General features: G+C 71.6%; 22 protein-coding genes and 2 pseudogenes. 16 read left to right on the forward strand and 8 right to left on the reverse strand.

The annotated features are described in order from the left end of the window. Positions 1–265 precede the first annotated feature (265 nt). From ACWD0A_RS08835 to ACWD0A_RS08845, 3 genes and pseudogenes are all read left to right on the forward strand, one after another. Positions 266–1309, forward strand: coding sequence for a phosphotransferase (locus ACWD0A_RS08835; RefSeq protein ID WP_451296018.1), 1044 nt, complete (start codon positions 266–268; stop codon positions 1307–1309). 130 nt (positions 1310–1439) lie between these two features. Continuing rightward, a pseudogene (locus tag ACWD0A_RS08840) lies at positions 1440–1927 on the forward strand (TetR/AcrR family transcriptional regulator); the annotation flags it as partial. Between the two features lie 140 nt (positions 1928–2067). Next, the gene (locus tag ACWD0A_RS08845) at positions 2068–2874 is read left to right on the forward strand and encodes an alpha/beta fold hydrolase (RefSeq protein ID WP_451296020.1); all 807 of its coding nucleotides are present in this window, start codon (positions 2068–2070) and stop codon (positions 2872–2874) included. A 91-nt stretch (positions 2875–2965) separates the two neighbouring features. Here ACWD0A_RS08845 and ACWD0A_RS08850 read toward each other — a convergent pair whose 3' ends face one another. After that, positions 2966–3418, reverse strand: coding sequence for a GNAT family N-acetyltransferase (locus tag ACWD0A_RS08850; RefSeq protein WP_451296022.1), 453 nt, complete (start codon positions 3416–3418; stop codon positions 2966–2968). Positions 3419–3716: 298 nt separating this feature from the next. Between ACWD0A_RS08850 and ACWD0A_RS08855 the strand changes: the two genes are divergently transcribed. The 3 genes from ACWD0A_RS08855 to ACWD0A_RS08865 all read left to right on the forward strand — a co-directional run bounded on the left by ACWD0A_RS08855 (position 3717) and on the right by ACWD0A_RS08865 (position 5243). After that, a complete protein-coding gene (locus tag ACWD0A_RS08855) occupies positions 3717–4157 on the forward strand; it encodes a helix-turn-helix domain-containing protein (protein ID WP_177150246.1) in 441 nt (146 codons plus the stop codon). 35 nt (positions 4158–4192) lie between these two features. After that, positions 4193–4780 (forward strand): hypothetical protein, encoded by a 588-nt coding sequence (locus ACWD0A_RS08860; RefSeq protein WP_451296024.1) that lies wholly within the window; start codon positions 4193–4195, stop codon positions 4778–4780. 124 nt (positions 4781–4904) lie between these two features. Beyond that, positions 4905–5243 (forward strand): DUF2516 family protein, encoded by a 339-nt coding sequence (locus ACWD0A_RS08865; protein WP_177150248.1) that lies wholly within the window; start codon positions 4905–4907, stop codon positions 5241–5243. Between the two features lie 489 nt (positions 5244–5732). Here ACWD0A_RS08865 and ACWD0A_RS08870 read toward each other — a convergent pair whose 3' ends face one another. The 3 genes from ACWD0A_RS08870 to ACWD0A_RS08880 all read right to left on the reverse strand — a co-directional run bounded on the left by ACWD0A_RS08870 (position 5733) and on the right by ACWD0A_RS08880 (position 9490). Then, the gene (locus ACWD0A_RS08870; RefSeq protein WP_451296026.1) at positions 5733–6974 is read right to left on the reverse strand and encodes a PP2C family protein-serine/threonine phosphatase; all 1242 of its coding nucleotides are present in this window, start codon (positions 6972–6974) and stop codon (positions 5733–5735) included. 315 nt (positions 6975–7289) lie between these two features. Then, a complete protein-coding gene (locus ACWD0A_RS08875) occupies positions 7290–8375 on the reverse strand; it encodes a C40 family peptidase (protein ID WP_451296028.1) in 1086 nt (361 codons plus the stop codon). A gap of 329 nt (positions 8376–8704) precedes the next feature. Then, positions 8705–9490, reverse strand: coding sequence for a class I SAM-dependent methyltransferase (locus ACWD0A_RS08880; protein ID WP_451296030.1), 786 nt, complete (start codon positions 9488–9490; stop codon positions 8705–8707). 314 nt (positions 9491–9804) lie between these two features. Between ACWD0A_RS08880 and mshA the strand changes: the two genes are divergently transcribed. The 3 genes and pseudogenes from mshA (at position 9805) to ACWD0A_RS08895 (ending at position 13459) form a co-directional block, all read left to right on the forward strand. Then, positions 9805–11145: a D-inositol-3-phosphate glycosyltransferase gene (mshA, locus tag ACWD0A_RS08885; RefSeq protein WP_451296032.1), complete on the forward strand. Its 1341-nt coding sequence runs from the start codon at positions 9805–9807 to the stop codon at positions 11143–11145. Positions 11146–11159: 14 nt separating this feature from the next. Then, positions 11160–11660: a YbjN domain-containing protein gene (locus ACWD0A_RS08890; RefSeq protein WP_451296034.1), complete on the forward strand. Its 501-nt coding sequence runs from the start codon at positions 11160–11162 to the stop codon at positions 11658–11660. 136 nt (positions 11661–11796) lie between these two features. Beyond that, positions 11797–13459: pseudogene (locus ACWD0A_RS08895) on the forward strand (glycosyl hydrolase family 28-related protein). 222 nt (positions 13460–13681) lie between these two features. Here the strand turns inward: ACWD0A_RS08895 and ACWD0A_RS08900 are convergent. Further along, on the reverse strand, positions 13682–14953 hold the full coding sequence (locus tag ACWD0A_RS08900; RefSeq protein WP_451296036.1) for an MDR family MFS transporter: 1272 nt from the start codon (positions 14951–14953) through the stop codon (positions 13682–13684). A gap of 153 nt (positions 14954–15106) precedes the next feature. Between ACWD0A_RS08900 and ACWD0A_RS08905 the strand changes: the two genes are divergently transcribed. Continuing rightward, on the forward strand, positions 15107–15868 hold the full coding sequence (locus ACWD0A_RS08905; RefSeq protein WP_307714780.1) for a phosphoglyceromutase: 762 nt from the start codon (positions 15107–15109) through the stop codon (positions 15866–15868). 247 nt (positions 15869–16115) lie between these two features. Here ACWD0A_RS08905 and ACWD0A_RS08910 read toward each other — a convergent pair whose 3' ends face one another. Then, positions 16116–16268, reverse strand: coding sequence for a hypothetical protein (locus ACWD0A_RS08910; protein WP_307714783.1), 153 nt, complete (start codon positions 16266–16268; stop codon positions 16116–16118). 157 nt (positions 16269–16425) lie between these two features. Then, positions 16426–17103, reverse strand: a complete 678-nt coding sequence (gene phoU, locus ACWD0A_RS08915) for a phosphate signaling complex protein PhoU (protein WP_451296039.1) — start codon at positions 17101–17103, stop codon at positions 16426–16428. Positions 17104–17302: 199 nt separating this feature from the next. On the opposite strand from phoU, the gene ACWD0A_RS08920 reads away from it, so the two are divergent. Together ACWD0A_RS08920 and ACWD0A_RS08925 are read left to right on the forward strand one after the other, a co-directional pair. After that, positions 17303–18562, forward strand: coding sequence for a sensor histidine kinase (locus tag ACWD0A_RS08920; protein ID WP_451296041.1), 1260 nt, complete (start codon positions 17303–17305; stop codon positions 18560–18562). Beyond that, positions 18559–19239: a response regulator transcription factor gene (locus ACWD0A_RS08925; protein WP_018847140.1), complete on the forward strand. Its 681-nt coding sequence runs from the start codon at positions 18559–18561 to the stop codon at positions 19237–19239. Before ACWD0A_RS08920 ends, ACWD0A_RS08925 begins: the two co-directional genes overlap by 4 nt. Positions 19240–19354: 115 nt before the next feature. On the opposite strand, the gene ACWD0A_RS08930 is transcribed toward ACWD0A_RS08925, so the two are convergent. Further along, positions 19355–20035 carry a DUF461 domain-containing protein gene (locus tag ACWD0A_RS08930; RefSeq protein WP_451296043.1) on the reverse strand — a complete coding sequence of 227 codons (681 nt, stop codon included), beginning with the start codon at positions 20033–20035 and terminating at the stop codon, positions 19355–19357. A 592-nt stretch (positions 20036–20627) separates the two neighbouring features. Here ACWD0A_RS08930 and ACWD0A_RS08935 point away from each other — a divergent pair. The 4 genes from ACWD0A_RS08935 to cysS all read left to right on the forward strand — a co-directional run bounded on the left by ACWD0A_RS08935 (position 20628) and on the right by cysS (position 24121). After that, complete coding sequence (locus ACWD0A_RS08935; protein WP_003953493.1) at positions 20628–21110, forward strand: CarD family transcriptional regulator; 483 nt, start codon at positions 20628–20630, stop codon at positions 21108–21110. A gap of 299 nt (positions 21111–21409) precedes the next feature. Next, a complete protein-coding gene (gene ispD, locus ACWD0A_RS08940; RefSeq protein WP_451296045.1) occupies positions 21410–22147 on the forward strand; it encodes a 2-C-methyl-D-erythritol 4-phosphate cytidylyltransferase in 738 nt (245 codons plus the stop codon). Next, entirely contained in the window at positions 22137–22634 is a 498-nt protein-coding gene (ispF, locus tag ACWD0A_RS08945) for a 2-C-methyl-D-erythritol 2,4-cyclodiphosphate synthase (protein ID WP_307714788.1), read from the forward strand. Before ispD ends, ispF begins: the two co-directional genes overlap by 11 nt. 86 nt (positions 22635–22720) lie before the next feature. Further along, complete coding sequence (cysS, locus tag ACWD0A_RS08950; protein WP_451296047.1) at positions 22721–24121, forward strand: cysteine--tRNA ligase; 1401 nt, start codon at positions 22721–22723, stop codon at positions 24119–24121. Positions 24122–24166 lie beyond the last annotated feature (45 nt).

Below are 24166 nucleotides of genomic sequence, written 5' to 3' on the forward strand. Positions count from 1 at the left end.
GCCGTTGTATTTTCGCTGAAGGGCCGTCGGTCGAGCGGAGTGCCGGGCCGGGACAGCTCTGCGCTCCCGGCGTGCCGAACAGGAGCGATGACTCCGGTCTGATGATGTCGGCAGCAGCTCCCCACGGAAGACAGAACGGGAGGGTAGTTTTCCTCGAATCAGCACCTGATCCGGAGCACCAAGGGCACCAGTGATGACAGTCGGCGCGGAAACGGACTCCGAGGCTCGTCGGCGGGCCGTGATGTGGAGCGATGGCGGTGACCGCGTGATCGTGGGACCGCTCAAGGGCTACCACCACGAGACGTATGCCTTTCCCCTGCCGTCGGAAAGCCCGCTGCGCCCCCGCTACAAGTGGGGCAAACTTCGCTCACCGCGCAGTGGCGTGCTCTGGTACGACCGCAGGTGCTTCGCGTCCGAGGACCGGCTTCTGCTGATGCTCGAAGGGCGTGTCGACCGGGTTCCGGAGTCCGTCGAGGTCGCGCCAGGCGTCTTTCTCCAGGGATTCGTGGAGGGGCGACCGCCCGGGGGCGGGCCGCTGACGGGGCGCCCGCTGTCCGGCCACCACGAGGGCCAGCTCGCACGGCTCTTTCAGCAGGTGGTCGCGATCAAGACCGATGAGTTCGACGACCTGCCCCGAACCTGCTTGCCGGATGGCCACCCTGTGCTCGACGACGATTCGACGGTGTTCCTCAACCGGTTGACGGATTTCACCGCCACCCAGGTGTACGACCGGCACGCCGAGGAATACGGCGAGCTGTTCGAGAGGCTCGGCGTGCGCAGAAGGGCACTGGAGGCTCTGGCGATGCCCGCAGGGCGGTTGGCGAACCGCCCCTTCACGCTCGTGCACGGGGACCTGCACCGCCACAATTTCATCGTCGACCACGCGGGCGATCTGTGGACCATCGACTGGGAGCTGGCCATGATCGGCGATCCCCTTTACGAGCTGGCCACCCACCTCCATCTCATGCGCTACTCGCCTCGTGACGCGCAACGCGTCGGCACGATGTGGGCCGGCGCGGTGGAAGAAGTCCGCCCAGGCGCCTCCCGGGAATGGCAGCGGGATCTTCCGTATCTGCTCGCCTACAAGCGGGTCCAGTCCGTTGTCACCGATGTCGTCCGCGCGGCCGTGGGGCTGGGCCCGCGCAACGATCCCCACCGCGTCGCCCTCCCGGTCGCGGCCTGGAAGGTCCGGCGTGTGCTGGAGGCGGCCAAGGGACCGCTGGGCCTGACGCAGGTGCCGACGGTGCCGCAGGTGATGTCCGCCTATGCGGGCTGGCTCAAGCGGTCGGGACCCGCCGCCGCGCCGTGACCGTGCGGCGGTTCGCGGCCTGATCCTCCCCGTCCCGTGCGGTGGCCCGTGCGGCCCTGGCGGGTGGTGTACTGGACAGGGCCCGCGGCGCCGGCCGGTGCCGTGCGGGGTGTGGAGGAGAGGCGGCGGCATGAGCGGCGGGACGGGACTCCGCGAGCGCAAGAAGCGGCAGACGTACCGGGCGATCTCCGAGGCCGCCATCGCCCTCTTCCTGGAGAAGGGCTTCGACGCGGTGTCCGTGGCCGAGGTCGCCGCCGCCGACGTGTCCAAGCCGACGCTGTTCCGGTACTTCCCCGCGAAGGAGGACCTCGCGCTGCACCGGTTCGCCGACCACGAGGACGAGGCCGCCCGGGTCGTCACGGCCGCCCGCGCGGAAGGAGTCCCGCCGCTCGACGCGCTGCACCGCCACTTCCTCGACGGCCTGGAGCGGCGGACCCGGTCACGGGGCTGAGCGACGAGGCCGGCGTGCTCGCGTTCCATCGGCTGCTGTACGGGACACCGAGCCTGGTGGCCCGGCTGTACGCGTACCAGGGCAGGTCGGAGCAGGCGCTCGCGGAGGCGCTGGGCGCCGTGGGAAAGCCGGGCACGGCCGGTCTGGCAGCGCGGCTCGCGGCCGGGCACGGTGCTCACGCGGGCGGTCTCCCGGCTCGACGTCCTGCACACCCGTCCGTTGCCGCCGGCGATGGCGGGCGGCGCATGATCGTCCGGGCCCACGGGCGCAGGCGGCGCACCCGGTCGTGCTGGCTAGGCTGACCCGCATGAACTCCCTTCAGGCGAACGGTATTTCGATCGGCTACGACGACCGTGGCCCGGCGGACGGCCTGCCCGTCGTGCTCGTCCACGGGCACCCGTTCAACCGCAGCATGTGGGACCCCCAGGCCGACGCGCTCACCCGCGCGGGCCACCGCGTCATCACCGCGGATCTGCGCGGCTACGGCACGAGCGAGGTCGTCCCCGGCACGGTGCCGCTCTCCGTCTTCGCGCGGGACACCGCCGCCGTGATGGACCGGCTCGGCGTCCGACGGGCCGTGATCGGCGGCCTGTCGATGGGCGGGCAGATCACGATGGAGTTCCACCGGCTGTTCCCCGAGCGGGTGCGCGCCCTGATCCTCGCCGACACCTCGCCGGCCGCCGAGACACAGGAGGGCAAGGCGTTCCGCAACGCGATGGCCGACCGGCTGCTGGCCGAGGGGCTCGACGGATACGCCGACGAGGTGATCGACAAGATGGTCGCCCCGTACAACGTCACCGGTATACCCGAAGTCGCCCGGCACGTCCTCGCCATGATGCGCGCGACCTCCCCGCAGGGAGCCGCGGCCGCCCTGCGGGGCCGGGCCCAACGCCCCGACTACCGCGCCTCGCTGGCCGCGGCCCAGGTGCCCGCGCTGGTCGTGGTCGGCGCGGACGACACGTACACGCCGGTCGCCGAGGCGCGTGCCCTGCACGCCCTGCTGCCCGACGCGACGCTGGCGATCGTCGAAGGTGCCGCCCACATGCCCAACCTGGAACGTCCGGCGGATTTCAACGCGGCGGTGCTGGAGTTCCTGGGGCGCGTCGCACGGTAGGGGTGTGCCGATGGCCCGGACGGCTGCCAGGCCGGGCCGGCGACCTGGCGAGTGGTGGCGCCCGGGGCGCGCGTCGGCCCTGAAGGGAATGTCAGCTCTCGGCGGCCAGGCGCAGCGCGATCCACGGCACGGTGTCGCCGGGCAGCAGGTACCGCTCGACCTCGACGAATCCGTGCCGGAGCGCGAACCTCAGACCGTCGGGGTTGGATTCCAGGACGACCGTCTCGATTCCCTCGCCGCCGAGCTCGCGCGCCCGCGCCAGACCGTGTGCGTAGAGCTCCGTGCCGAAGCCCTGCCCACGGTGGGCGGCGAGCACTCGCGCGATCACGGTGACCACCGGTTCCTCGCTCGTGGGCGGGCGCACCGTCGAGCAGCCCACGAGCTCGTCGCCGAGGTACGCCACCTCGAGGTGGTAGCGCCCGGAACGCTCGCGGACCTCGTCGAGCGACAGGGTGTCGGTCGGGATGATCACGTTGTGGACGTACTGCCAGTCCCTGAGCACGGCGTCGTCGCCGTGGGCCTTTTCGATGCGGAGATCGGTCATCGCAGCAGACAACCGGGTGCATGACGGAGCGTCAACCGGGTACGCGCCCCGGGGCCGGTGCCGCACCCCTTGCCAAGGCCCCGCCCCGCATGGAGCACTCCCTCACCCCACTGGACGCGACCTCGTGGAGCACCTCGTTCCGCTCACCGGGCGGATCGCCGGCCGTGCCGACGCCGTCGTGGACGGCTCCGCCGCTCCAGGCGTCACGGCTCGGCCCCGACCCGGCACCAGGGTGGCATGGAACACTCTTGCAAGCAGATGCTTGCAATTGTTAGCGCTCATCGGGCACTATCGAAGCATGGCATCGCTCAACGTCGGCAACCTCGGTGACTACCTCCGCGAGCAGCGGCGCAGCGCGCAGCTCTCGCTGCGGCAGCTCGCCGACGCCGCCGGGGTGTCCAATCCGTATCTGAGTCAGATCGAGCGCGGACTGCGCAAGCCGAGCGCGGAAGTGCTCCAGCAGGTCGCCAAGGCCCTGCGGATCTCCGCCGAGACCCTCTACGTCCGGGCGGGGATCCTCGACGAGCAGGAGCGGGACGAGCTGGAGACGCGTGCCGTCATACTGGCCGACCCCTCGATCAACGAGCGGCAGAAGCAGGTGCTGCTGCAGATCTACGAGTCCTTCCGCAAGGAGAACGGGCTCGACAGCGCGAGCGGACCCGCGAGCGCCCCCGAGGACACCACCGCTGACGGCCCCCGCACGGCCGGCGCGGGCGATGCCGATCCGAAGAACGACTGAGACGTACCGATCTGCCTTCCGGGAGGACGACAGTCATGGCCATCACCGATGACCTGCGCAAGACCTTCAGCGACCCGACTCCCCTCTACTTCGCCGCCGGCACCGCCGACCTCGCCGTGCAGCAGGCGAAGAAGGTGCCCGCGCTGCTCGAGCAGCTCGCGGCCGAGGCGCCGAGCCGCTTCGAGGCCGTGCGCAACACCGACCCCAAGGCCGTGCAGGAGAAGGTGACCGCGCAGGCCAAGGAGGCGCAGGCCACCGTGCAGGCCAAGGTCACCGAGGTGCTCGGCAACATCGACACCGACCTGAAGAAGCTCGGCGAGAGCGCCCAGGACCTCGCGCTGCGCAGTGTCGGCGTCGCCGCCGAGTACGCCGTCAAGGCGCGTGAGGCGTACGAGAAGGTCGCCGAGCACGGCGAGCAGACCGTGAGGGCCTGGCGCGGCGAGGCCGCCGAGGAGCTCACCGAGATCGCCGTGGCCGTCGAGCCGGATTCCGCGAAGCCCGCCGGGTCGGCGCAGGACGCGAAGCCCGCGGAGGCCAAGGCCGAGAGCAAGAAGCCGGCCCCGCCACGCAAGCCGGCCCCCCGCAAGCCCGTGGCGAAGAAGGCGACGCCTTCGGCCGAGTGACGCCAGGAGCGCGGGCACCGCGGCGACGCGGTGCCCCGCCCCCGGCAGGCTCATCGCCTCGGAGGCGTTCCCGGAGGTACCTTGGCGCGAGGCGCCACAAACCACTGACTAGGCGGTGTTCGGGATGCTGGCTGACAACTTCGACTTCGGGCTCTGGATGATCACCAGGCTCGTCTTCCTCGTGACGTCCGTGACCGCCCTGGTCATGGCCGCTGTGGCCCGTGAGGACGCCTACCGGGCGGCGGACAAGAAGACGAAGTCCTTCTGGCTGATCATCCTCGGTGTCGCCGTCGCCGTGAACCTCTTCATCCCGATGCTGTTCCTGTCGATCGCCGGACTGATCGCGGCAATCGTCTTCTTCGTGGACGTGCGCCCGGCGCTGGCGCAGGTGTCCGGCGGCGGCCGCCGCCGGGGCGGATCCAGCAGCGACGGTCCGTACGGCCCGTACAACGGCGGCCGCTAGCGGGCCCGCCCCCGCTGGGCGCAGCGCGCCCCGGCCGGCGTTTCTCCTTGCTCGGACGCCCTGGTCCGCGGTGGACCGGGGCCGTCCGTGCTGCGCACGGACGGCCGCTCGTCCGACTTCGTGGACCGGTGCCTCATGCGCACCGTGCGCGTGTGCCGTGGTCCGCATTGCCTCGACCGGGGCGACAGTCCGCCCGCGGGTCAGTGAACCCCGCGCACCGAAACCGACCCTCCAGCGCCCCGCGCGGGCGGATCGGCACCGCGCGCCCCGCGGCAAGCCGCCGCCTCTCGCCTGGGAGCCGCGATCCTGCCCGATGCGGAGCGGGTCAGCAGGCTGCCCGCAGGACCGGGCCGGGGCAGGCCCGTCCCGGGGTCGGCCGCTGCCGAGGAGCGGTCTCGCGTCTCGCGACAACGCTGTCGGCTCTCGCCCGAGGGCTGCGTCGCCCGCCCGCCCACGCCCCCGCTGGCCGAGGAGCGCGCGCCTGTCGTGTCAGGCCCGGGAGCCGCGGCTCAGGAGCAGGACCGCGACGTCGTCCGTCAGGTCGCCGCCGTTCAGCTCACGCACCTCGCCGACCGCCGCCTCCAGCAGAGACTCGCCGTGCAGCCCCGCCGCCAGCTGGCGGTTGATCATCGCGACCATGCCGTCCTGGCCCAGGCGCTGTTTCGTGTCCGGGCCCTGGCGGCCCTCGATCAGGCCGTCCGTGTACATCATCAGGCTCCACGAGCCGCCGAGCTCCACCTGGCGGCGCGGCCAGCGGGCGCGCGGCAGCAGGCCCAGCGCCGGGCCGCCGTCGTCGTACGGCAGCAGCTGCGCGGCCCGCCCGTGCCGGGCGATCAGCGGGCTCGGGTGGCCGGCCAGGCACAGCCCGGCCCGCCGGCCGTCCGGCGCGATGTCCATCGTGCAGAGCGTCGCAAAGATCTCGTCGCTCTCCCGCTCGTGCTCCAGCACCTGCTGGAGCGTGGACAGCAGCTCGTCCCCGCACAGCCCGGCGAAGGTCAGCGCCCGCCAGGCGATGCGCAGCTCCACACCGAGCGCCGCCTCATCCGGACCGTGGCCGCAGACGTCGCCGATCATCGCGTGGACGGTGCCGTCGGGCGTGCGGACCGTGTCGTAGAAGTCGCCGCCGAGCAGGGCGCGTGAGCGCCCGGGGCGGTAGCGCGCGGCGAAACGCAGGTCCGAGCCCTCCAACAGGGGAGTGGGCAGCAGACCGCGCTCCAGACGGGCGTTCTCCTGCGCGCGCATGCGGGACTCGGCGAGCTTCACCTGGGCGGTGTCGGCGCGCTTGCGCTCCACCGCGTAGCGCACGGCGCGGCTCAGCAGCCGTCCGTCGAGCTCCTCGCGGACGAGGTGGTCCTGGGCGCCGACCCGTACCGCCTCGGCGGCCAGCCGGCTGTCGCCGGACGCGGTCAGCGCCAGCACCGCGTGGCGCGGCGCCAGGCGCAGGACGTGCTTGAGGGCGCCCAGCTCGTCGCCCGTGGTGCGACCGGGCAGGGCGAGGTCGACGAGTACGCAGTGCACGTCGTCGGTGAGCAGTCGCTCGGCCTCGGTGAGATTCCGGGCCGTCCGGATACGCACGCGGGTACCGGCCGCGTCGAGCAGCTCCGGGACGCTGATGGTGCCCGCCGGGTCGTCCTCGATGATCAGGAGCGTGAGGTCGCCGCCGCTGGTCGTCCCGCCGGGGGCGGTCTCCACGACGGGGACGTTCCTCTGTCGCGGTACGGGTACGGGCATCGGTTCTGTTTCCTTCCCTCCCCCCGAGGGCGGCAGGGCGACGAACGACGTCCCGCCAGACGGGGACCATAGCGGTAGGCGGTGGCCGAACGGAATGCCGATCAACGAAGAGCCACTGGCATATGCCGCGCATGGGGAGGTAGTTACCGGGCGCGCCATGACGAACATCACGCCGCCCTCACCCCGGCTGCCCCTTTCGCCCCATGTGCCGGGTGGCGCACGTCACTTGCGCCACGGAGCCGGTGTCCGGCCGGCGCCGGGGCGCGTGCGGGCATGGGACGCACATCACGCGCCGGCCCCGGAGGGCGACCCGCGTCACCTGTCGGGGCGCACGACTCCGAGGATGCTCATCGACCCGGCGCCGGCGACGGTGACGTTCCTTCCCGGGCGGGGGGCGTGGATGATCGCGCCGTCGCCGACGTACATCCCGACGTGGCTCGCGTCGGCGTGGTAGATGATCAGGTCGCCGGGGCGCATGTCCTGGACGGCGATCCGGGGCAGCAGCCGCCACTGCTCCTGCGAGGTGCGCGGAATGCCGCGCCCGGCGGCCGCCCAGGCCTGTGAGGTCAGCCCCGAGCAGTCGTACGACCCCGGGCCCTCGGCTCCCCACACGTACGGCTTGCCGAGCTGCGCGGTGGCGAACTCGACGGCCTTCCTGCCCTGTTCGCTCGCGCGGCCGTCGATCTCGTCGAGTATGCCCGAGTCGAGCCACTGGCTCTGGGCCTTGTACTGCGCCTGCTGCTCCAGCTGGAGGAGGTGCCGGAGCTCCTCCTTCTCCAGCTTGTCCTCGAGCTTCTTGGCTGCGGCGATCTTGGCCTTGATCTGCTTCTTGGCCTTCTCCTGCTTGAGCCTGTTGGCCTCCAGCCGCTCCCAGTGGGCGCTGGCGTCCTTGCTGTACGCAGCCAAATCGGCCTGGGTCTGCGTCAGTTCGGCGATGAGGTCCTTCGTGGCCTTCTGGCCCTGCTGGATGCGGCCGACGCCGTCCAGGAACAGCTGCGGGTCGTCGACGAGTGCCAGCTGCGCCTCGGGCGGCAGGCCGCCTGCGCGGTACTGCGCGCGGGCGGCGGCGCCTGCGCGGTTCTTCAGGTCCTGGATGCGGGCCTGACCCTTGGCCATCTCCTGGGCCAGCTTCACGATTTCATCCGACTGCTTCTCGGTCCGCTCCTTGGCCAGGTTGTACGCGTCGGTGGCGGACGCGGCCTGGCGGTAGAGCGCGTCGATCTGCAGGCGCACCGCTTCGAGCGAGGCGCTCGGCGGGGGAGGTGCCATCGGTCCGGGCACGGTGACCGAGGCAGGCGGCTGCGGCTCCGGTGCCGCGAGCGCTTGGCCGGGGACCGCGAGCACGGTCAGTGCGCAGACCAGGCTGATCGCTGCGGCAGTGGCACAGCGGCGTCGGTTCACGACTCCCCCTCCGGGCGGGCGCCGGTCAATCGCATGTGATTGACCGTCAGTAACTTGGGTTCAACGTCGTGATGGTGTCATGGCGACCGCCAAAACGACAGGCGCGACCGGCACTTCGTTCCCCGCAGATTTCCCCACCCCGGCGATGTCTGCCGCTCGTCCCCACCGTCACTACGAGCGGGCCCGTCCCGGTGTTCCCCCGGCCGGATCCGTTCATCCGTCATGGTGTCCCGTTCACCACAAACCAGGAGGTGTTCACCCGTATTGCTGGTTTGCCCCGGTCCGTGGCGGGGAGCGGTGCGTCGGCGGGGACCGGCGCCTCCCGTGCCTCAGCCGGGGGCGGGCGCCAGCGCTTCCCATGCGACGGTGACCTCGCCCTGCCGCCACCGCCGCCGGTCGTCCCTCAAGGGCCACTCGCCCGCCAGGTCGCGCACCGCCCGGATCCAGCGCTGGCGCGCCCCCAGCGAGGCGTACGGCGCGGCCGCCGCCCAGGCGCGGTCGAAGTCCCGCAGGAACGCGTGCACCGGCTCGCCCGGCACATTGCGGTGGATGAGCGCCTTCGGCAGCCGCTCGGCCAGGTCGGAGGGGCGCTCCAGGGAGCCGAGCCGGGTCGCGAACGTGACCGTCCGCGGCCCCTCGGGTCCGAGCGCCACCCAGACGTGCCGCCGCCCGATCTCGTCGCACGTGCCCTCGACGAGCAGCCCGCCGGGCGCCAGTCGCCCGCAGAGCCGCGACCAGACCGCCGCGACCTGGTCCTCGTCGTACTGGCGCAGCACATTGGCCGCCCTGATCAGCGCCGGCCGGTCCTGTGTCGGCACCTCGAAGCCGCCGTGCCGGAAGGTGAGCCCGGCGCGTTGGTACGGCTTCGCGGCGGCGACGCGGGCCGGGTCGATCTCGACGCCGACGACCTCGCACCGCGGTTCGGCGGTGCGCAGCCGCTGGAGCAGCTCCACGGCGGTCCAGGGGGCCGCCCCGTACCCGAGGTCGACGGCGAGGGGGGCCGCGGCGCTGCGGCGCAGGGCGGGGCCGTGTGTCGCGGCGATCCAGCGGTCCATGCGGCGCAGCCGGTTCGGGTTGGTCGTCCCGCGGGTCGCGGTCCCGACGGGGCGATTCATGTCACCGAGGGTAAGCGTTCGCGCCGCGGGCCCCGGAGCCCGGCCGCGCGGCCCGGTACGCATCGCCCTCCGGGGGCGGGGCCGTCCGCCCGGTCCGGGAGGTGCCCCCGCCCTCAGTAACACTCGGCCGCCCCCGCAGGCCCCCGGACGGGCCCCGCCCCGACCGGTGGGCCCGCCGTTCCGGGCCGCGTGGACGGCAATGATTTGGCAAAGTGGGAGCAGTCGGGAAATGGAAGTGTCCGCTCCGCTGTTGTGCAGGCGTGCGGGACCCCAGCCCCGCAGTTTGTCGTGCCCGCAGCGAGAGGACCGCCGACGTGAGCCAGTACGTCTCCCGCCTCGGCAGCAGCCGGATGGCGCCCCGTCTCCGGTTCCCCGGCGGCCCCCGCAAGCCGCGCAGGGTCGCGATGCTCAGCGTCCACACCTCGCCGCTGCACCAGCCGGGCACGGGCGACGCGGGCGGCATGAACGTCTACATCGTCGAGCTCGCCAAGCGGCTCGCGGCCATCAACATCGAGGTCGAGATCTTCACGCGGGCCACCACCGGCGGTCTGCAGCCGGTCGTCGAGCTCGCGCCCGGTGTCCTCGTGCGGCACGTCGACGCGGGGCCCTACGAGGGTCTGGCCAAGGAGGACCTGCCGCCCCAGCTGTGCGCGTTCACGCACGGTGTCATGCAGGCGTGGGCGGGCCACCGCCCGGGGCACTACGACCTCGTCCACTCGCACTACTGGCTCTCCGGCCACGTCGGCTGGCTCGCCGCCGAACGCTGGGGCGTCCCCCTCGTCCACGCCATGCACACCATGGCCAAGGTCAAGAACGCCGCGCTCGCCGAGGGCGACACACCCGAACCCGCCTCCCGCGTCATCGGCGAGACCCAGATAGTGGGCGCCGCGGACCGGCTGATAGCCAACACGGCGGAGGAGGCCGACGAGCTCGTCCGCTTCTACGACGCCGATCCGGCGAAGGTCGCCGTCGTCCACCCGGGCGTCAACCTCGACGTCTTCCGTCCGGACGACGGGCGGGCCGCGGCACGGGCGAGGCTCGGGCTGCCGCAGGACGCGTTCATCCCGCTGTTCGCGGGCCGCATCCAGCCGCTCAAGGCCCCCGACGTCCTGCTGCGCGCCGTCGCGCTGCTGCTGGAGCGCGACCCGGCCCTGCGTCACCGCATCCATGTGCCCGTCGTCGGCGGCCCCAGCGGCAGCGGACTGGCCAAGCCCGAGGGTCTGCAGAAGCTCGCCGCCCGGCTCGGCATCGCGGACGTCGTCCACTTCCGGCCCCCGGTCGGGCAGGTGCGGCTCGCGGACTGGTTCCGGGCCGCGTCCGTCCTGGTCATGCCCTCGTACAGCGAGTCCTTCGGGCTGGTGGCGATCGAGGCCCAGGCGGCCGGCACCCCGGTCGTGGCCGCCGCGGTCGGCGGGCTGCCGGTGGCGGTGCGCGACGAGGAGACGGGCTTCCTGGTCCCCGGTCACGCCCCCGCCCACTACGCGGACGTCCTGGCGAGCTTCTTGCGCGACCCGTCGCTGACCGACCGCATGGGCGCGGCCGCCGCCCGGCACGCGCAGTCCTTCGGCTGGGGCACGGCGGCGTCGGCGACGGCGGACGTGTACACGGCGGCGATGTACGAGCACCGCCACCGCACGCGGGCCCATCACCACTGACGTACGCTCCCTGCATGGCTGACGCAGAGCGCGCGATGCAGGTCATCGAGCAGACCCTGAAGGACGCGGAACTCGAGTGGGAGAGCCCGGACGCGGGCTCGTACATCGTCAAACTCCCCGGTACCCGCAAGCTGTCGACGACCTGCTCCCTCCTGGTCGGCAGGCACTCGCTCTCCGTCAACGCCTTCGTCATCCGCCACCCCGACGAGAACGACGCGGCCGTCCACCGCTGGCTGTTGGAGCGCAACCTCAAGCTGTACGGGGTCAGTTACGCCGTCGACCGGCTCGGCGACATCTATCTCGTCGGCAAACTGCCGCTGGCCGTGGTCACTCCCGAGGAGCTGGACCGGCTGCTCGGGTCGATCCTGGAGGCGGCGGACGGCTCCTTCAACACGCTCCTCGAACTGGGCTTCGCGAGCGCGATCCGCCGTGAGTACGCGTGGCGGGTGTCGCGCGGCGAATCGACGCGCAACCTGGACGCGTTCACGAACCTGACCCAGCGGCCCGCCGACTGATCCCGCCGACACCTCCCCGCTTCTGCTGCCCCCCTTCATTCCCGGTGCACGCTTCTATCCTGTGCACCGGGATGCCGTGGCATGCTCACCGCCGACGCGGACATGAACGACGTTCATATACGGGGAAGGTGGGCTCATGGGGACCGACCGGCACTCCCTTGGCAGACGCACCCTGCTGGGCGGCGCGACAGCCGTGGCCGCGGCCTGGGCCGCGGGCGGCGGCACCGCGCCCTCGGCGGCCGCCGCCGCACAGGCCACGTCCCCCCTCTGGCACGAGTACCGGCGCACGCCGTACACCCACCCGCAGATCCCAGGACAGCGCGTCGGCGCCGAGCGCCTCCCGCGGCTCCCGGTGAAGGCCGACGTCCTCGCGTACGGCGCGAGGAACGACGGCTCCGCGGACGCCGCTCCCGCCATCAACCGCGCCACCGCCGAGGTGGGCGAACGCGGCGGCGGCACGGTCGTCGTCCCGCCCGGCACCTACCGCGTCGACGACGTCATCCGCATCGGCCACAGCAACGTCGTCCTGCGCGGCGCCGGCAGCGGCCGCACCAAGCTCCTCGCCACCAGGAACCTCACCGAACTCGTCGGCCCTTACGGCTCCCGCTACGGTGGCGACAAGTCCTCCTGGTCGTGGGCCGGCGGCCTCATCTGGCTGTGCCCGAAGGACCGTTGGGACTCCCTCACCGAGGCCATCAGGACAAGGGCGTGGCCCTTCGAGGGATGGACCGGCAACAGGCGCGACGAATGGACCACCCTCACCACCGTCGCCCCCGCCCGCCGCGGCGACCGGTCCGTCACGGTCCACGACGCCTCGAAGCTGCGCCGCGGACAGCTCGTCCTGCTGCGTCTGGCCGACGACGCCGACCACACGCTGCTGGAGCACATGGCGGGCGACGTCGAGGGCGCGGCGTCCTATGTCTGGGACGACGAGACCAAGTTGACGTACGTACGTCCCCTACGAGTGGCCCGTGCGCATCACGGCCGTCGCACGCGACCGGGTGACCCTCGAACGCCCGCTGCCGCTGGACCTGCGCCCCGCGTGGGACCCCTGCCTGACCACTCTCGTCACCCCGCTCACCGGCTCCGGAATCGAGGGACTGACGCTGGAGGCCGTCCTGACCCCGCAGGCCCCGCACCTTCTCGACAAGGGCTACAACGGCGTCACTTTCCAGTGCGCGTACGACTGCTGGGCCGACGACATCACCGTCCGCCACGTCGACAACGGCTTCGGTCTCGTCGCCGCCTCCGCCTGCACCCTGCGGCGCACCCGGGTCGAGGGCCGCGGCAGCCACCACACCTACTTCTGCCGCGAGGGCTCGCACGACAACCTGATCGAGGACTTCACCGTCGCGCAGCGCACGGTCGCCGCGCCCGCCGGGACCCATCTGCACGGGACCAACGTGGAGGGTCTGTCGAGCCACAACGTCTGGTCGCGGGGCGTGATGGAGATGGGCACCTTCGACACCCACCGCGGGATGCCGTTCGCCAATGTCCGCACCGAGATCACGGTGGACAACACCGGCAGGCGCGGCGGCGACGCCGGCGCGGGACCGCTGTACGGGGCGCGCTTCACGCACTGGAACGTGACCGTCACCAACGAGCGCGCCGGACTGGTCGGGATCGACGGGGTCGCCCCGTACAGCGCGACCGTCGCGATCAGCACGGTGCGCGAGTTCGACCAGATCGACGTGCCGGACGTCGCGGGGGACCTCCGCACCCGGCTCGAGGCGTACGGCTCTCCGGGCGGCGTGCGCCCGGCGAACCTCTACGAGGCCCAGCGCGAACTGCGCTGGTGACGACCCGTCTCTCCGGCCGGTGCACCGCCCGCGCGCGGGACGCGCCGACCGGAGAGGCAGCGCCTACCTGCCCACCCTGTCCGCCTTCTTCGCCCTCGGCGGGCGGCAGTCCGACATCGTCGGCCCTCGCCTTCCTGTGTTCGCTGCGGCATCCGGGGCACGCGGGTGACGGGCCGGTCGGCGCAGGAGGGACCGCCGCGCGGCTGAGGGCCGGGCGAGACCTCAGGCCTCGACGGGCTCGGCCTTCTCGGAGGCGGTCTCCGCAGCCTCGGGCCGGGCGTTCTCGGCCAGCGCCCGGCGCAGCAGGAGCATGTACCCGGCAGCCGCGACGCAGCCCACGGCCGCACAGCCGATCCACAGGACGTCCGGCCCGGGCCCGTCGACCACCCAGCCGGCCAGGATCGGCGCGACGAATCCGGCGACCGCCCAGGACATGCCCATCACACCCTGGTAGCGGCCGCGGGCGTGCTCGGGGGCCAGGCGGGCCGTGGCGGCCGCGTTGGTCGGCACGTGCACCATTTCGCCGACGGTCCACACCACCACGGTGGCCGCGAACAGCAGAGGCGTGCCGGCCAGTGCCGTGACTCCCGTACCGGCGGCGAAGAGCAGCGAGGAGACGGTGAGCAGCGCGGCCGGCGAACGCTTCTCGGTGATCCTGTTGACCAGCAGCTGGAACGCGACGATCACCACCCCGTTGACCGCGATGACCATGCCGTACGCGTCGGCCGACAGGCCCTCGCCCGCCATGGTCAGCGGCAGACCCACCCAGGGGGCGGTGAAGATCAGGCAGACGAGCAGGTTGAGCAGGACCAGCGTCCTGAAGGGCGCGTCCTTCAGCACGTCGAACACGGTCAGCCGCTCGTCCTCCGGGGCGCCCTCGACGGCGTCGGACCGCTTCTCGGGGCGCGTCTCCGGCAGCCGCAGGAAGACGATCAGCGCGCACAGGGCGGTGGCGAGGGCGTCGACCACGAACAGGGTCCGGTAGCCGAGGAAGATCGCGGCGCCGCCCCCGAGGGCGGCGATGGCGAAGCCGAGGTTGAGCGCCCAGTAGTTCAGCGCGTAGGCCCGGCGCAGCCCGGACTCGGGCACGAGGTCGGCGATGGTGGCGCTGATCGCGGGCCGTACGGCCTGCATCGCCACGCCCATCAGCAGCACCACGACCGCGATGCCCCACGCGCTCGTCACCACGGCGAGCGCGGCGGCGCACGCGCCGCCGGCCAGATGCATCGAGATCATCGTGGGGCGCCGGCCCCACCGGTCGGTCAGCATGCCGCCCAGCGGCGACCCGGCGACGCCGCCGAGTCCGTGCAGCGCGACGACGAGGCCCGCGTACCAGGCGGAGTAGCCCAGTTCCTGGGTCAGATAGAGCGACAGGAAGGTGAGGACGAAGGCGCCGGTACGGTTCACCAGCGTCGAGGTCCACAGCCACCAGAAGCCCGCGGGCAGCCCCGAGACGGTCCCGCGCAACGCGCGTCTGAACGAGGCGACGGACATGACGGAGACCCCCGGGTGTAAGCGGCTCAAGCGGCATCCGTAACTTACTGAGCCGCGTCTCGTCGCCGCCACTCATTTGACGGCGACCGTCAATCGAGTCCGCTCCTCGGTCACCCGCGCGGGGGGCGCGGGCCGTCGATTAGGCTCGGGCCCATGGCCGACGCACCGTACAAGCTGATCCTCCTCCGCCACGGCGAGAGCGAATGGAACGCGAAGAACCTGTTCACCGGCTGGGTGGACGTCAACCTCACGGAGAAGGGCGAGAAGGAGGCAGTCCGCGGCGGTGAGCTGCTCAAGGACGCCGGCCTGCTCCCCGATGTTCTCCACACCTCGCTCCAGAAGCGGGCCATCCGCACCGCGCAGCTCGCGCTGGAGGCCGCGGACCGCCACTGGATCCCGGTCCACCGCTCCTGGCGCCTGAACGAGCGCCACTACGGCGCGCTGCAGGGCAAGGACAAGGCCCAGACGCTGGCCGAGTTCGGCGAGGAGCAGTTCATGCTCTGGCGCCGCTCGTACGACACCCCGCCGCCGGTCCTCGCCGACGACAACGAGTTCTCGCAGGCCAACGACGCCCGCTACGCGACGATCCCGAGCGAGCTGCGCCCGCGCACCGAGTGCCTCAAGGACGTCGTCGAGCGCATGCTGCCGTACTGGTACGACGGCATCGTCCCCGACCTGCTGGCCGGCCGCACGGTCCTGATCGCCGCCCACGGCAACAGCCTGCGCGCGCTGGTCAAGCACCTCGACGGCATCTCCGACGCCGACATCGCGGGCCTGAACATCCCGACGGGCATCCCGCTGGTCTACGAGCTCGACGCCGACTTCAACCCGATCACCCGGGGCGGCACCTACCTCGACCCGGACGCGGCGGCGGCGGCGATCGAGGCCGTGAAGAACCAGGGCAAGAAGAAGTAAGCACGCAGTCCGAGCCCCCGGCCCCGGCGACCTCGTCGCCGGGGCCGGGGCTTCGTGTTCCTGGTGCCCGCTGCTGCGGACGGTGGCAGTCGTGACAGCACCTCGAGACACCCAGGACCGGGCGCCCCAGCTGTCGCCGCCGCGGACGTACACCGCGGCGCCGTACGGTCGCCGCGCCGGCGCCCCGGAACGCGGAAGTCCCGCCCCCTTCTCCTGGGGCGGGACCTTCTCCGCGTGCCGCCGTCGGCTACCCGCAGCAGCCGCCGCACTGGCAGGGCGCGCCCGACTGGCAGCCGCAGCCGCAGCCCGAGCCGCACCCGCAGGCGCCGAGGACGGGCAGGAAGACGACTTCGACGGAGCTCGCTTCCTGCGGGGAGTCGGTCATGGGGGACTCGGCCATGGGTGCCTCCTCATGGGCGCGCGCTGCCGGGCGCACGCATCACCGGCATAGGGAAATGCCGCCTTCGCCCATTGCACGCCCGGCAGGCCCGGCGCATCAACGGCGCACATGCGCAACCGCCCCCAGTGCGCCGCCGGATGCCGCCACGCGCCCTCTACTACGCGCCCTCGACGGCGCTCTGCTGCTGGAGCTCGTCCGCGTGCTCGCCCGTCACCAGGTACACCACGCGCTTGGCCACCGACACCGCGTGGTCCGCGAAACGCTCGTAGTAGCGGCCGAGCAGCGTCACGTCCACGGCCGTCTCGATGCCGTGCTTCCAGCGGTCATCCATCAGGTGCTGGAAGAGCGTGCGGTGCAGCAGGTCCATCTCGTCGTCGTCCTGCTCCAGCTGGAGCGCCAGGTCGACGTCCTTGGTGATGATGACCTCCGCGGCCTTCGCCATCAGGCGCTGCGCCAGCTGACCCATCTGCAGAATCGTCGCGTGCAGGTCGTTCGGCACCGCGCGGTCCGGGAAGCGCAGCCGCGCCAGCTTCGCCACGTGCTGCGCGAGGTCGCCCGAGCGCTCCAGGTCGGCGCTCATCCGCAGCGAGGTCACCACGATCCGCAGATCCGTCGCGACCGGCTGCTGCCGGGCCAGGAGGGCGATCGCACGCGCCTCCAGGTCGTGCTGGAGGTCGTCGACCTTCTGGTCGGCGGCGATCACCGTCTCGGCCAGTTTGAGGTCGGCGTCGAGCATGGCCGTCGTGGCGCGCCCGATCGCCGACCCGACCAGCCGGGCCATCTCGACCAGGCCCTCGCCGATCGAGTCCAGTTCCTCGTGGTACGCGTCACGCATTGGGTGTCCCTCTCTTGATGCGACCGGGTCCGGGTGGGGCTCCGAACCCCCACGCTCCCACGTTCGGCCCTTCAGTGGTCCGAACGCTCCCCCGCAAATGAACCATCACTTTCCCCTTGGTGAACTCTGAGCGACGACTGTTCGAGGTGCCACCCGTTTGGCTGGGAGAGTGTCCGGGACCCCGCATAACCTGGGATGCATGGACGTGAACGCGGCGGTCGCCGCAGCGGCAGCGATCGCCGGTCTTTGCACCGGCGTCATCGCGGTGCTGGCGTTCCGCTGGAGCGAGCGGGAACAGAAGCGCCCCACCCGCACCTCGCTCCACACCGATGCCGTGCTGCCGCCCGGCGTCGACACGGTGCTGTCCGTCCTCCGTTCCTCCGCGGTCGTCCTGGACGAGTCCGACTCGGTCGTCAAGGCCAGCTCCGCGGCGTACGCACTCGGTCTGGTCCGCGGCGGAAAGCTCGCCGTCGAACCGATGCTGCACATGGCCCGTGACACCCGGCGCGACGGCGAGATACGGCAGGTCGAGCTGGACCTGCCCCGGCGCGGCACCGGCCGCGGCGAGGCCCTGGCCGTCTCCGCCCGCGTCGCCCCGCTCGGCTCGCGCCTCGTCCTCCTCCTCGTCGAGGACCTCACCGAGGCACGCCGGATAGAGGCGGTGCGGCGCGACTTCGTCGCCAACGTCAGCCATGAGCTCAAGACCCCGGTCGGCGCACTCTCCCTGCTCTCCGAGGCGGTCATGGACGCCTCGGACGACCCCGAGGCGGTCATGCGCTTCGCCGGCCGGATGCAGATCGAGGCGACCCGGCTCACCAACCTCGTACAGGAGCTCATCGACCTCTCCCGGGTCCAGAACGACGACCCCCTGGAGGACTCCGAGCCCGTGCGCGTGGACGAACTGGTCGCCGAGGCCATCGACCGCTCCCGGCACACCGCGTCCACCAAGCAGATCACCATGGCCTCGGGCGGCACCGCCGACCTCAGCATCTGGGGAAACCGCGGCCAGCTCGCCGCCGCCCTCGGCAACCTCGTCGAGAACGCGGTCAACTACTCACCGGCCCGTACGCGCGTCGGCATCTCCGCCCGCCGGGTCAGCGCACCCGGGGGCGACCTCATCGAGATCGCCGTCACCGACCAGGGCATCGGTATCTCCGAGAAGGACCGCGAGCGGATCTTCGAGCGGTTCTACCGCGTCGATCCCGCCCGCTCCCGTGCCACCGGAGGCACCGGCCTGGGCCTTGCCATCGTCAAGCACGTGGCCGCCTCGCACGGCGGGGAGGTCACGGTGTGGAGCTCCGAGGGACAGGGCTCCACGTTCACCCTGCGGCTGCCCGAGGCGGGCGCCGCACGGGACCGCGCCACCACCACCGGCCCGGATCGCGTCGACGAGGACGACGACCGGCCTTACGACACCGATCCGAACAGTGAAATTCCTGCCCCGGAGGTCCTTCCGTGACCCGAGTGCTCGTCGTCGAGGATGAGGAATCCTTCAGCGACGCCCTGTCCTACATGCTCCGCAAGGAGGGCTTCGAGGTCGCCGTGGCGACCACGGGTCCCGAGGGTCTCGACGAGTTCGAGCGCAACGGCGCCGACCTCGTGCTCCTCGACCTGATGCTGCCCGGCCTGCCCGGTACCGAGGTCTGCCGCCAGCTGCGCGGCCGCTCGAACGTCCCGGTCATCATGGTGACCGCGAAGGACAGCGAGATCGACAAGGTCGTCGGGCTGGAGATAGGAGCCGACGACTACGTGACCAAGCCCTTCTCCTCGCGGGAGCTGGTCGCCCGCATCCGCGCGGTGCTGCGCCGCCGCGGTGAGCCGGAGGAGGTCACCCCCGCCGCCCTGGAGGCCGGCCCCGTCCGGATGGACGTGGACCGCCACGTCGTCACCGTCTCCGGCGGCAAGGTCGACCTGCCGCTGAAGGAGTTCGACCTGCTGGAGATGCTGCTGCGCAACGCGGGCCGGGTCCTGACCCGTATGCAGCTCATCGACCGGGTCTGGGGCGCGGACTACGTCGGCGACACCAAGACCCTCGACGTCCACGTCAAGCGCCTGCGCGCGAAGATCGAGCCGGACCCGGGAGCCCCGCGCTACCTGGTGACGGTCCGCGGCCTGGGCTACAAGTTCGAGCCGTAGACCGCGGAAGAGCGGAACGCGTACGGCCGGCGCTGAGCGCGTCCGGCACGCATGCCGGAAAGGGCGCCCACCGATCTCGGTGGGCGCCCTTCCCGTACGCCTGGTGCGCGGTGTGTCAGTGACCCGAGCCGTGCGACGCCGACGCCGAGTCCGACGGGGACGCCGCCTCGCCGCCCGCGGCCTCGCGCTGCTCGTCGGAGACGGCCGGAGAGCCCGACGGGGAACCGGCCGGAGAGGCCGGCGGCGACTGGCCGGCCGGCTGCTCGGCCGTCGGCTTCGGCGACGAGGACGGGCCGAAGCCCGCGTAGTAGCCGGTGGCCGGGACGACGAACGCCAGCATCTTCACGTCGCCGGTCTCGCTGAAGCGGAAGACGACCTCCTGCGTGTCGCCGTTCTTCACCGCCTCGTGGCCGCCCGCGATCACGGCGGACGCGTTGCCCTTGCCGCCGATGATCACCGAGCCGCCGGCCGGGACCGTGATCGGGCCCGAACCCTGGGCCGCCTTGAGCTCGACCTTCGCGCCGGAGCCCGGGAGCGTGATCGAGTCGAGGGTCTGCTTCTGGGTGCCGTCGTTGAAGACCGTGACGCTGACGGCCGCCGCGCCCTGGGCCGCGGCCTCGGGCTGGGTGATGACGGTCGCGTTCTGGAGCTTGAGGTTGTCGACGGCCGTCGCGGCGTTGTCCGGCTTGACGCCGAGGGTCTGCGCGTCGTTGCCCGCACCGCAGGCGGAGAGCGAGGCGATCGAGAAGACGATGGCAGCGCCGGCGAGGGCACCGCGTCGAAGGCTGCTGCTCACGGCGGCGGCATCTCCTTGGACGTACGGACTGTTGGGTGGCTGTCACCGGCCTGTGGCGTCAGCTCGCGCTCAGGTTACCGAGCCGCAGGTCGCGCCCCGCACCCGACCCGCCCTTTGCCCGCGCGGCCCGCGTACCGGGGGGCGAGGGCCCGCGGCGGCAGCATGCTTTCCGACGTCGGAAGGCTGCCCCGATCATGCCGATACGCACGCCGTTCACATAACGCCGCTGATCAATTTCCCGGGCGGCCATGCTTTCCTTACGAATAGCCCGAGGTGATCAATTGTGGATTCTGTGCCGCCAGGGCCGTACGAGTGACCGATCCTCGAACGGACTACATGAACTCGGCCATCGAGAACCCGGCAAATCGGGACGTTCAACCCCTTGGAAGGGGGGTGTGCGGTGTGTAACGTGTGCGTTTCTGTGTGCCCGCGCAGCCGCTCCGACCTGCGAATACCCCCCTCCGCAAGCCGTCCGCAGCACGTTCGTGTCGCTGTTGTCAAGCCCCGAGATATGCCCTGACCTGCGAAAACGCCATTCAGAAGAAGCCGTATCCGTGTTACCCTGGATAGCCACGGAAGGGGTACCTGTCACATGACGTTCAAGGTTGGCGACACCGTGGTCTATCCCCATCACGGGGCCGCGCTGATCGAGGCCATCGAAACTCGCCAGATCAAAGGCGTGGACAAGACCTACTTGGTGCTCAAGGTCGCCCAGGGCGACCTGACGGTTCGCGTACCGGCGGACAATGCGGAGTTCGTCGGCGTTCGCGATGTGGTCGGTCAGGACGGGCTCGACCGGGTCTTCGAGGTCCTTCGCGCACCTTACGCGGAGGAGCCGACGAACTGGTCCCGGCGCTACAAGGCAAATCTCGAGAAGCTCGCCTCCGGCGATGTCATCAAGGTCGCCGAAGTAGTACGTGACCTGTGGCGGCGCGAGCGCGAGCGCGGGCTTTCCGCCGGTGAGAAGCGGATGCTCGCAAAGGCACGCCAGATCCTGGTGAGCGAGCTCGCCCTCGCAGAGAACACCAACGAGGACAAGGCCGAGGCCCTGCTCGACGAGGTCCTCGCGTCCTGACGCACGATTGATGCCGCGGTGCCCGCTGACACGCTGGACGATCCAGCCTGTCGCCGGGCGCTGCGGCATGTTCGTCCACGAGTGTCATGTCGTCGACGTCTGACGTCGACCACCCGCCGCTCGCACATCACACCGTGCGCTGTTGTGGTGTGCCGGGCCCGGGCGGCTGGCGCAGACCAGTGGTCACGGAAGGGTCCGGTCAAGGCGTCGCGCCCGGCACTCCCCCCACCCGACGGCCGGGGGCATGCCCAGGCCATACCCATGTCGGCCGAGGAAACAAACCTGCCGGAGTGCAACCGATGCCAGACCAACCGCGCCCCTACCGCACCGCAGCCGTGATCCCGGCAGCCGGCCGGGGCGTGCGCCTCGGACCGGGCGCCCCCAAGGCCCTGCGCGCGCTGAACGGCACGCCCATCCTGGTCCACGCCGTCCGCGCCATGGCCGCGTCCCGCGCCGTCTCCCTCGTCGTCGTCGTGGCGCCGCCGGACGGTGCCGCCGACGTCAAGCGCCTCATGGACGCCCACGCCCTGCCGGAGCGGACGGACTACCTCGTCGTCCCTGGCGGCGACAGCCGCCAGGAATCCGTACGCCTCGGGCTCGAGGCCCTCCCCGACGGCATCGACATCGTCCTGGTCCACGACGCGGCGCGCCCGCTCGTGCCCGTCGACACCGTGGACGCCGTCATCGAGGCTGTGCGCGACGGCGCGCCCGCCGTCGTACCGGCGCTGCCGCTCGCCGACACCGTCAAGGAGATCGAGCCGGCACCGGAGGGCGAGCCCGAGCCGGTCGTCGCCACCCCCGAGCGAGCCCGCCTGCGCGCCGTGCAGACCCCGCAGGGCTTCGACCACGACACCCTCGTCCGCGCGCACCGGTCGGTGACCGGCGACGTCACCGACGACGCCAGCATGGTCGAGCAGCTCGGCCTGAAGGTCGTCGTCGTCCCCGGCCACGAAGAGGCCTTCAAGGTGACCCGGCCGCTCGACCTCGTCCTCGCCGAGGCCGTACTCGCCCGCAGGAGGGCCAACGATGGCTTCTGAGCCGCTGAACCTCCCCCTCGTCGGCATCGGCACCGATGTGCACGCCTTCGAGAAGGGCCGCGAACTGTGGTGCGCGGGCCTGCTCTGGGAGGACGCCGACGGATACGGGCTCGCCGGCCACTCGGACGGTGACGTCGCCGCGCACGCCGCCTGCGACGCCCTGTTCTCCGCCGCCGGCATCGGCGACCTCGGCGCCCACTTCGGCACCTCCCGGCCCGAGTGGTCCGGCGCCTCCGGCGTCACCCTCCTCGCGGAGGCCGCGCGGATCGTGCGTGCCGAGGGATTCGAGATCGGCAATGTCTCCGTTCAGGTGATCGGCGTGCGGCCGAAGATCGGAAAGCGGCGCGACGAGGCGCAGAAGGCGCTCTCGGCCGCCGCGGGCGCCCCCGTCTCCGTGTCCGGCACCACCACCGACGGACTCGGCCTGACCGGACGGGCCGAGGGGCTCGCCGCCGTCGCGACCGCACTCATCGTGCGGAGAGGCTGAATCCGTTTCCCGGGCGATATCACAAGTTGCCCCGCGAACCCCACAGGGGGCGCGGGGCACTGCCATCCGCCCACTACCCTTGATGCGTGACTATTCGCCTGTACGACACCAGCGCCCGGCAGATCCGTGACTTCACCCCCCTCGTGCCGGGGTGCGTCTCGATCTACCTGTGTGGCGCCACCGTGCAGGCCGCACCGCACATCGGGCACATCAGGTCCGGCCTCAACTTCGACATCATGCGCCGCTGGTTCGAGTACCGCGGCTACGACGTGACGTTCATCCGCAACGTCACGGACATCGACGACAAGATCATCAACAAGTCGGCCGAGCAGAACCGGCCGTGGTGGTCCATCGGCTACGAGAACGAGCGCGCGTTCAACGACGGCTACGAGGCACTCGGCTGCCTCCCGCCCACCTACGAACCGCGCGCCACCGGCCACGTCACCGAGATGGTCGAGATGATGCGCGGCCTCATCGAGCGCGGCCACGCGTACGAGGCGGACGGCAGCGTCTATTTCGACGTGCGCTCCTTCCCCGACTACCTGGCGCTGTCCAACCAGGACATCGACGACCTGCGCCAGCCCGCCGAGGAAGGCATCACCGGCAAGCGCGACCCGCGCGACTTCGCCATGTGGAAGGCGACCAAGCCGGGCGAGCCCGACTGGGAGACGCCCTGGGGACGCGGCCGCCCCGGCTGGCACCTCGAGTGCTCGGCCATGGCCCACAAGTACCTGGGCTCCGCGTTCGACATCCACGGCGGCGGCCTCGACCTGATCTTCCCGCACCACGAGAACGAGATCGCCCAGGCCAAGGCCTTCGGCGACGACTTCGCCTCGTACTGGGTGCACAACGCCTGGGTCACCATGAGCGGCGAGAAGATGTCCAAGTCACTCGGCAACTCGGTGCTCGTCAGCGAGATGGTCAAGAACTGGCGCCCCATCGTCCTGCGTTACTACCTCGGCACCCCGCACTACCGCTCGATGATCGAGTACAGCGAGGAGGCACTGCGGGAGGCCGAGTCCGCGTTCGCCCGCATCGAGGGCTTCGTGCAACGCGTCGTGGAGAAGGCGGGGGGCGTCGTCGCGCCCGCCGACGAGGTGCCGCTCGCGTTCGCCGAGGCCATGGACGACGACCTCGGGGTGCCGCAGGCCCTCGCGATCGTCCACACCACCGTCCGCCAGGGCAACTCCGCCCTGGCCGCCGACGACAAGGAAGCCGCCGTGGCCCGCCTCGCCGAGGTCCGTGCCATGCTCGGCGTCCTCGGCCTCGACCCGCTGGACGAGCGCTGGGCGGGCGAGGGCGACCGCGGCGACGACCTCCACGGCGTGGTCGACTCCCTGGTGCGCCTGGTGCTGGAGCAGCGCGAGGCCGCCCGCTCCCGCAAGGACTGGGCCACCGCCGACGCCATCCGCGACCAGCTCGGCCAGTCCGGGCTCGTCATCGAGGACAGCCCCGACGGACCCCGGTGGACCCTCGGGCCCCGCTGAGCCACAGGCGCGATGTGCCGCCCGGAGCGCCGGGCGGCACACTTC

The sequence above is a fragment of the Streptomyces sp. NPDC002867 genome (genome assembly GCF_053591895.1).

Coding starts and splice junctions, on each gene's coding strand:
- ACWD0A_RS08845 (WP_451296020.1), top strand. CDS start 2,068: ATGAACTCCCTTCAGGCGAACGGTATTTCGATCGGCTACGACGACCGT.
- ACWD0A_RS08850 (WP_451296022.1), bottom strand. CDS start 3,418: ATGACCGATCTCCGCATCGAAAAGGCCCACGGCGACGACGCCGTGCTC.
- ACWD0A_RS08855 (WP_177150246.1), top strand. CDS start 3,717: ATGGCATCGCTCAACGTCGGCAACCTCGGTGACTACCTCCGCGAGCAG.
- ACWD0A_RS08860 (WP_451296024.1), top strand. CDS start 4,193: ATGGCCATCACCGATGACCTGCGCAAGACCTTCAGCGACCCGACTCCC.
- ACWD0A_RS08865 (WP_177150248.1), top strand. CDS start 4,905: ATGCTGGCTGACAACTTCGACTTCGGGCTCTGGATGATCACCAGGCTC.
- ACWD0A_RS08870 (WP_451296026.1), bottom strand. CDS start 6,974: ATGCCCGTACCCGTACCGCGACAGAGGAACGTCCCCGTCGTGGAGACC.
- ACWD0A_RS08880 (WP_451296030.1), bottom strand. CDS start 9,490: ATGAATCGCCCCGTCGGGACCGCGACCCGCGGGACGACCAACCCGAAC.
- ACWD0A_RS08890 (WP_451296034.1), top strand. CDS start 11,160: ATGGCTGACGCAGAGCGCGCGATGCAGGTCATCGAGCAGACCCTGAAG.
- ACWD0A_RS08900 (WP_451296036.1), bottom strand. CDS start 14,953: ATGTCCGTCGCCTCGTTCAGACGCGCGTTGCGCGGGACCGTCTCGGGG.
- ACWD0A_RS08905 (WP_307714780.1), top strand. CDS start 15,107: ATGGCCGACGCACCGTACAAGCTGATCCTCCTCCGCCACGGCGAGAGC.
- ACWD0A_RS08910 (WP_307714783.1), bottom strand. CDS start 16,268: ATGGCCGAGTCCCCCATGACCGACTCCCCGCAGGAAGCGAGCTCCGTC.
- phoU (WP_451296039.1), bottom strand. CDS start 17,103: ATGCGTGACGCGTACCACGAGGAACTGGACTCGATCGGCGAGGGCCTG.
- ACWD0A_RS08920 (WP_451296041.1), top strand. CDS start 17,303: ATGGACGTGAACGCGGCGGTCGCCGCAGCGGCAGCGATCGCCGGTCTT.
- ACWD0A_RS08935 (WP_003953493.1), top strand. CDS start 20,628: ATGACGTTCAAGGTTGGCGACACCGTGGTCTATCCCCATCACGGGGCC.
- ispD (WP_451296045.1), top strand. CDS start 21,410: ATGCCAGACCAACCGCGCCCCTACCGCACCGCAGCCGTGATCCCGGCA.
- ispF (WP_307714788.1), top strand. CDS start 22,137: ATGGCTTCTGAGCCGCTGAACCTCCCCCTCGTCGGCATCGGCACCGAT.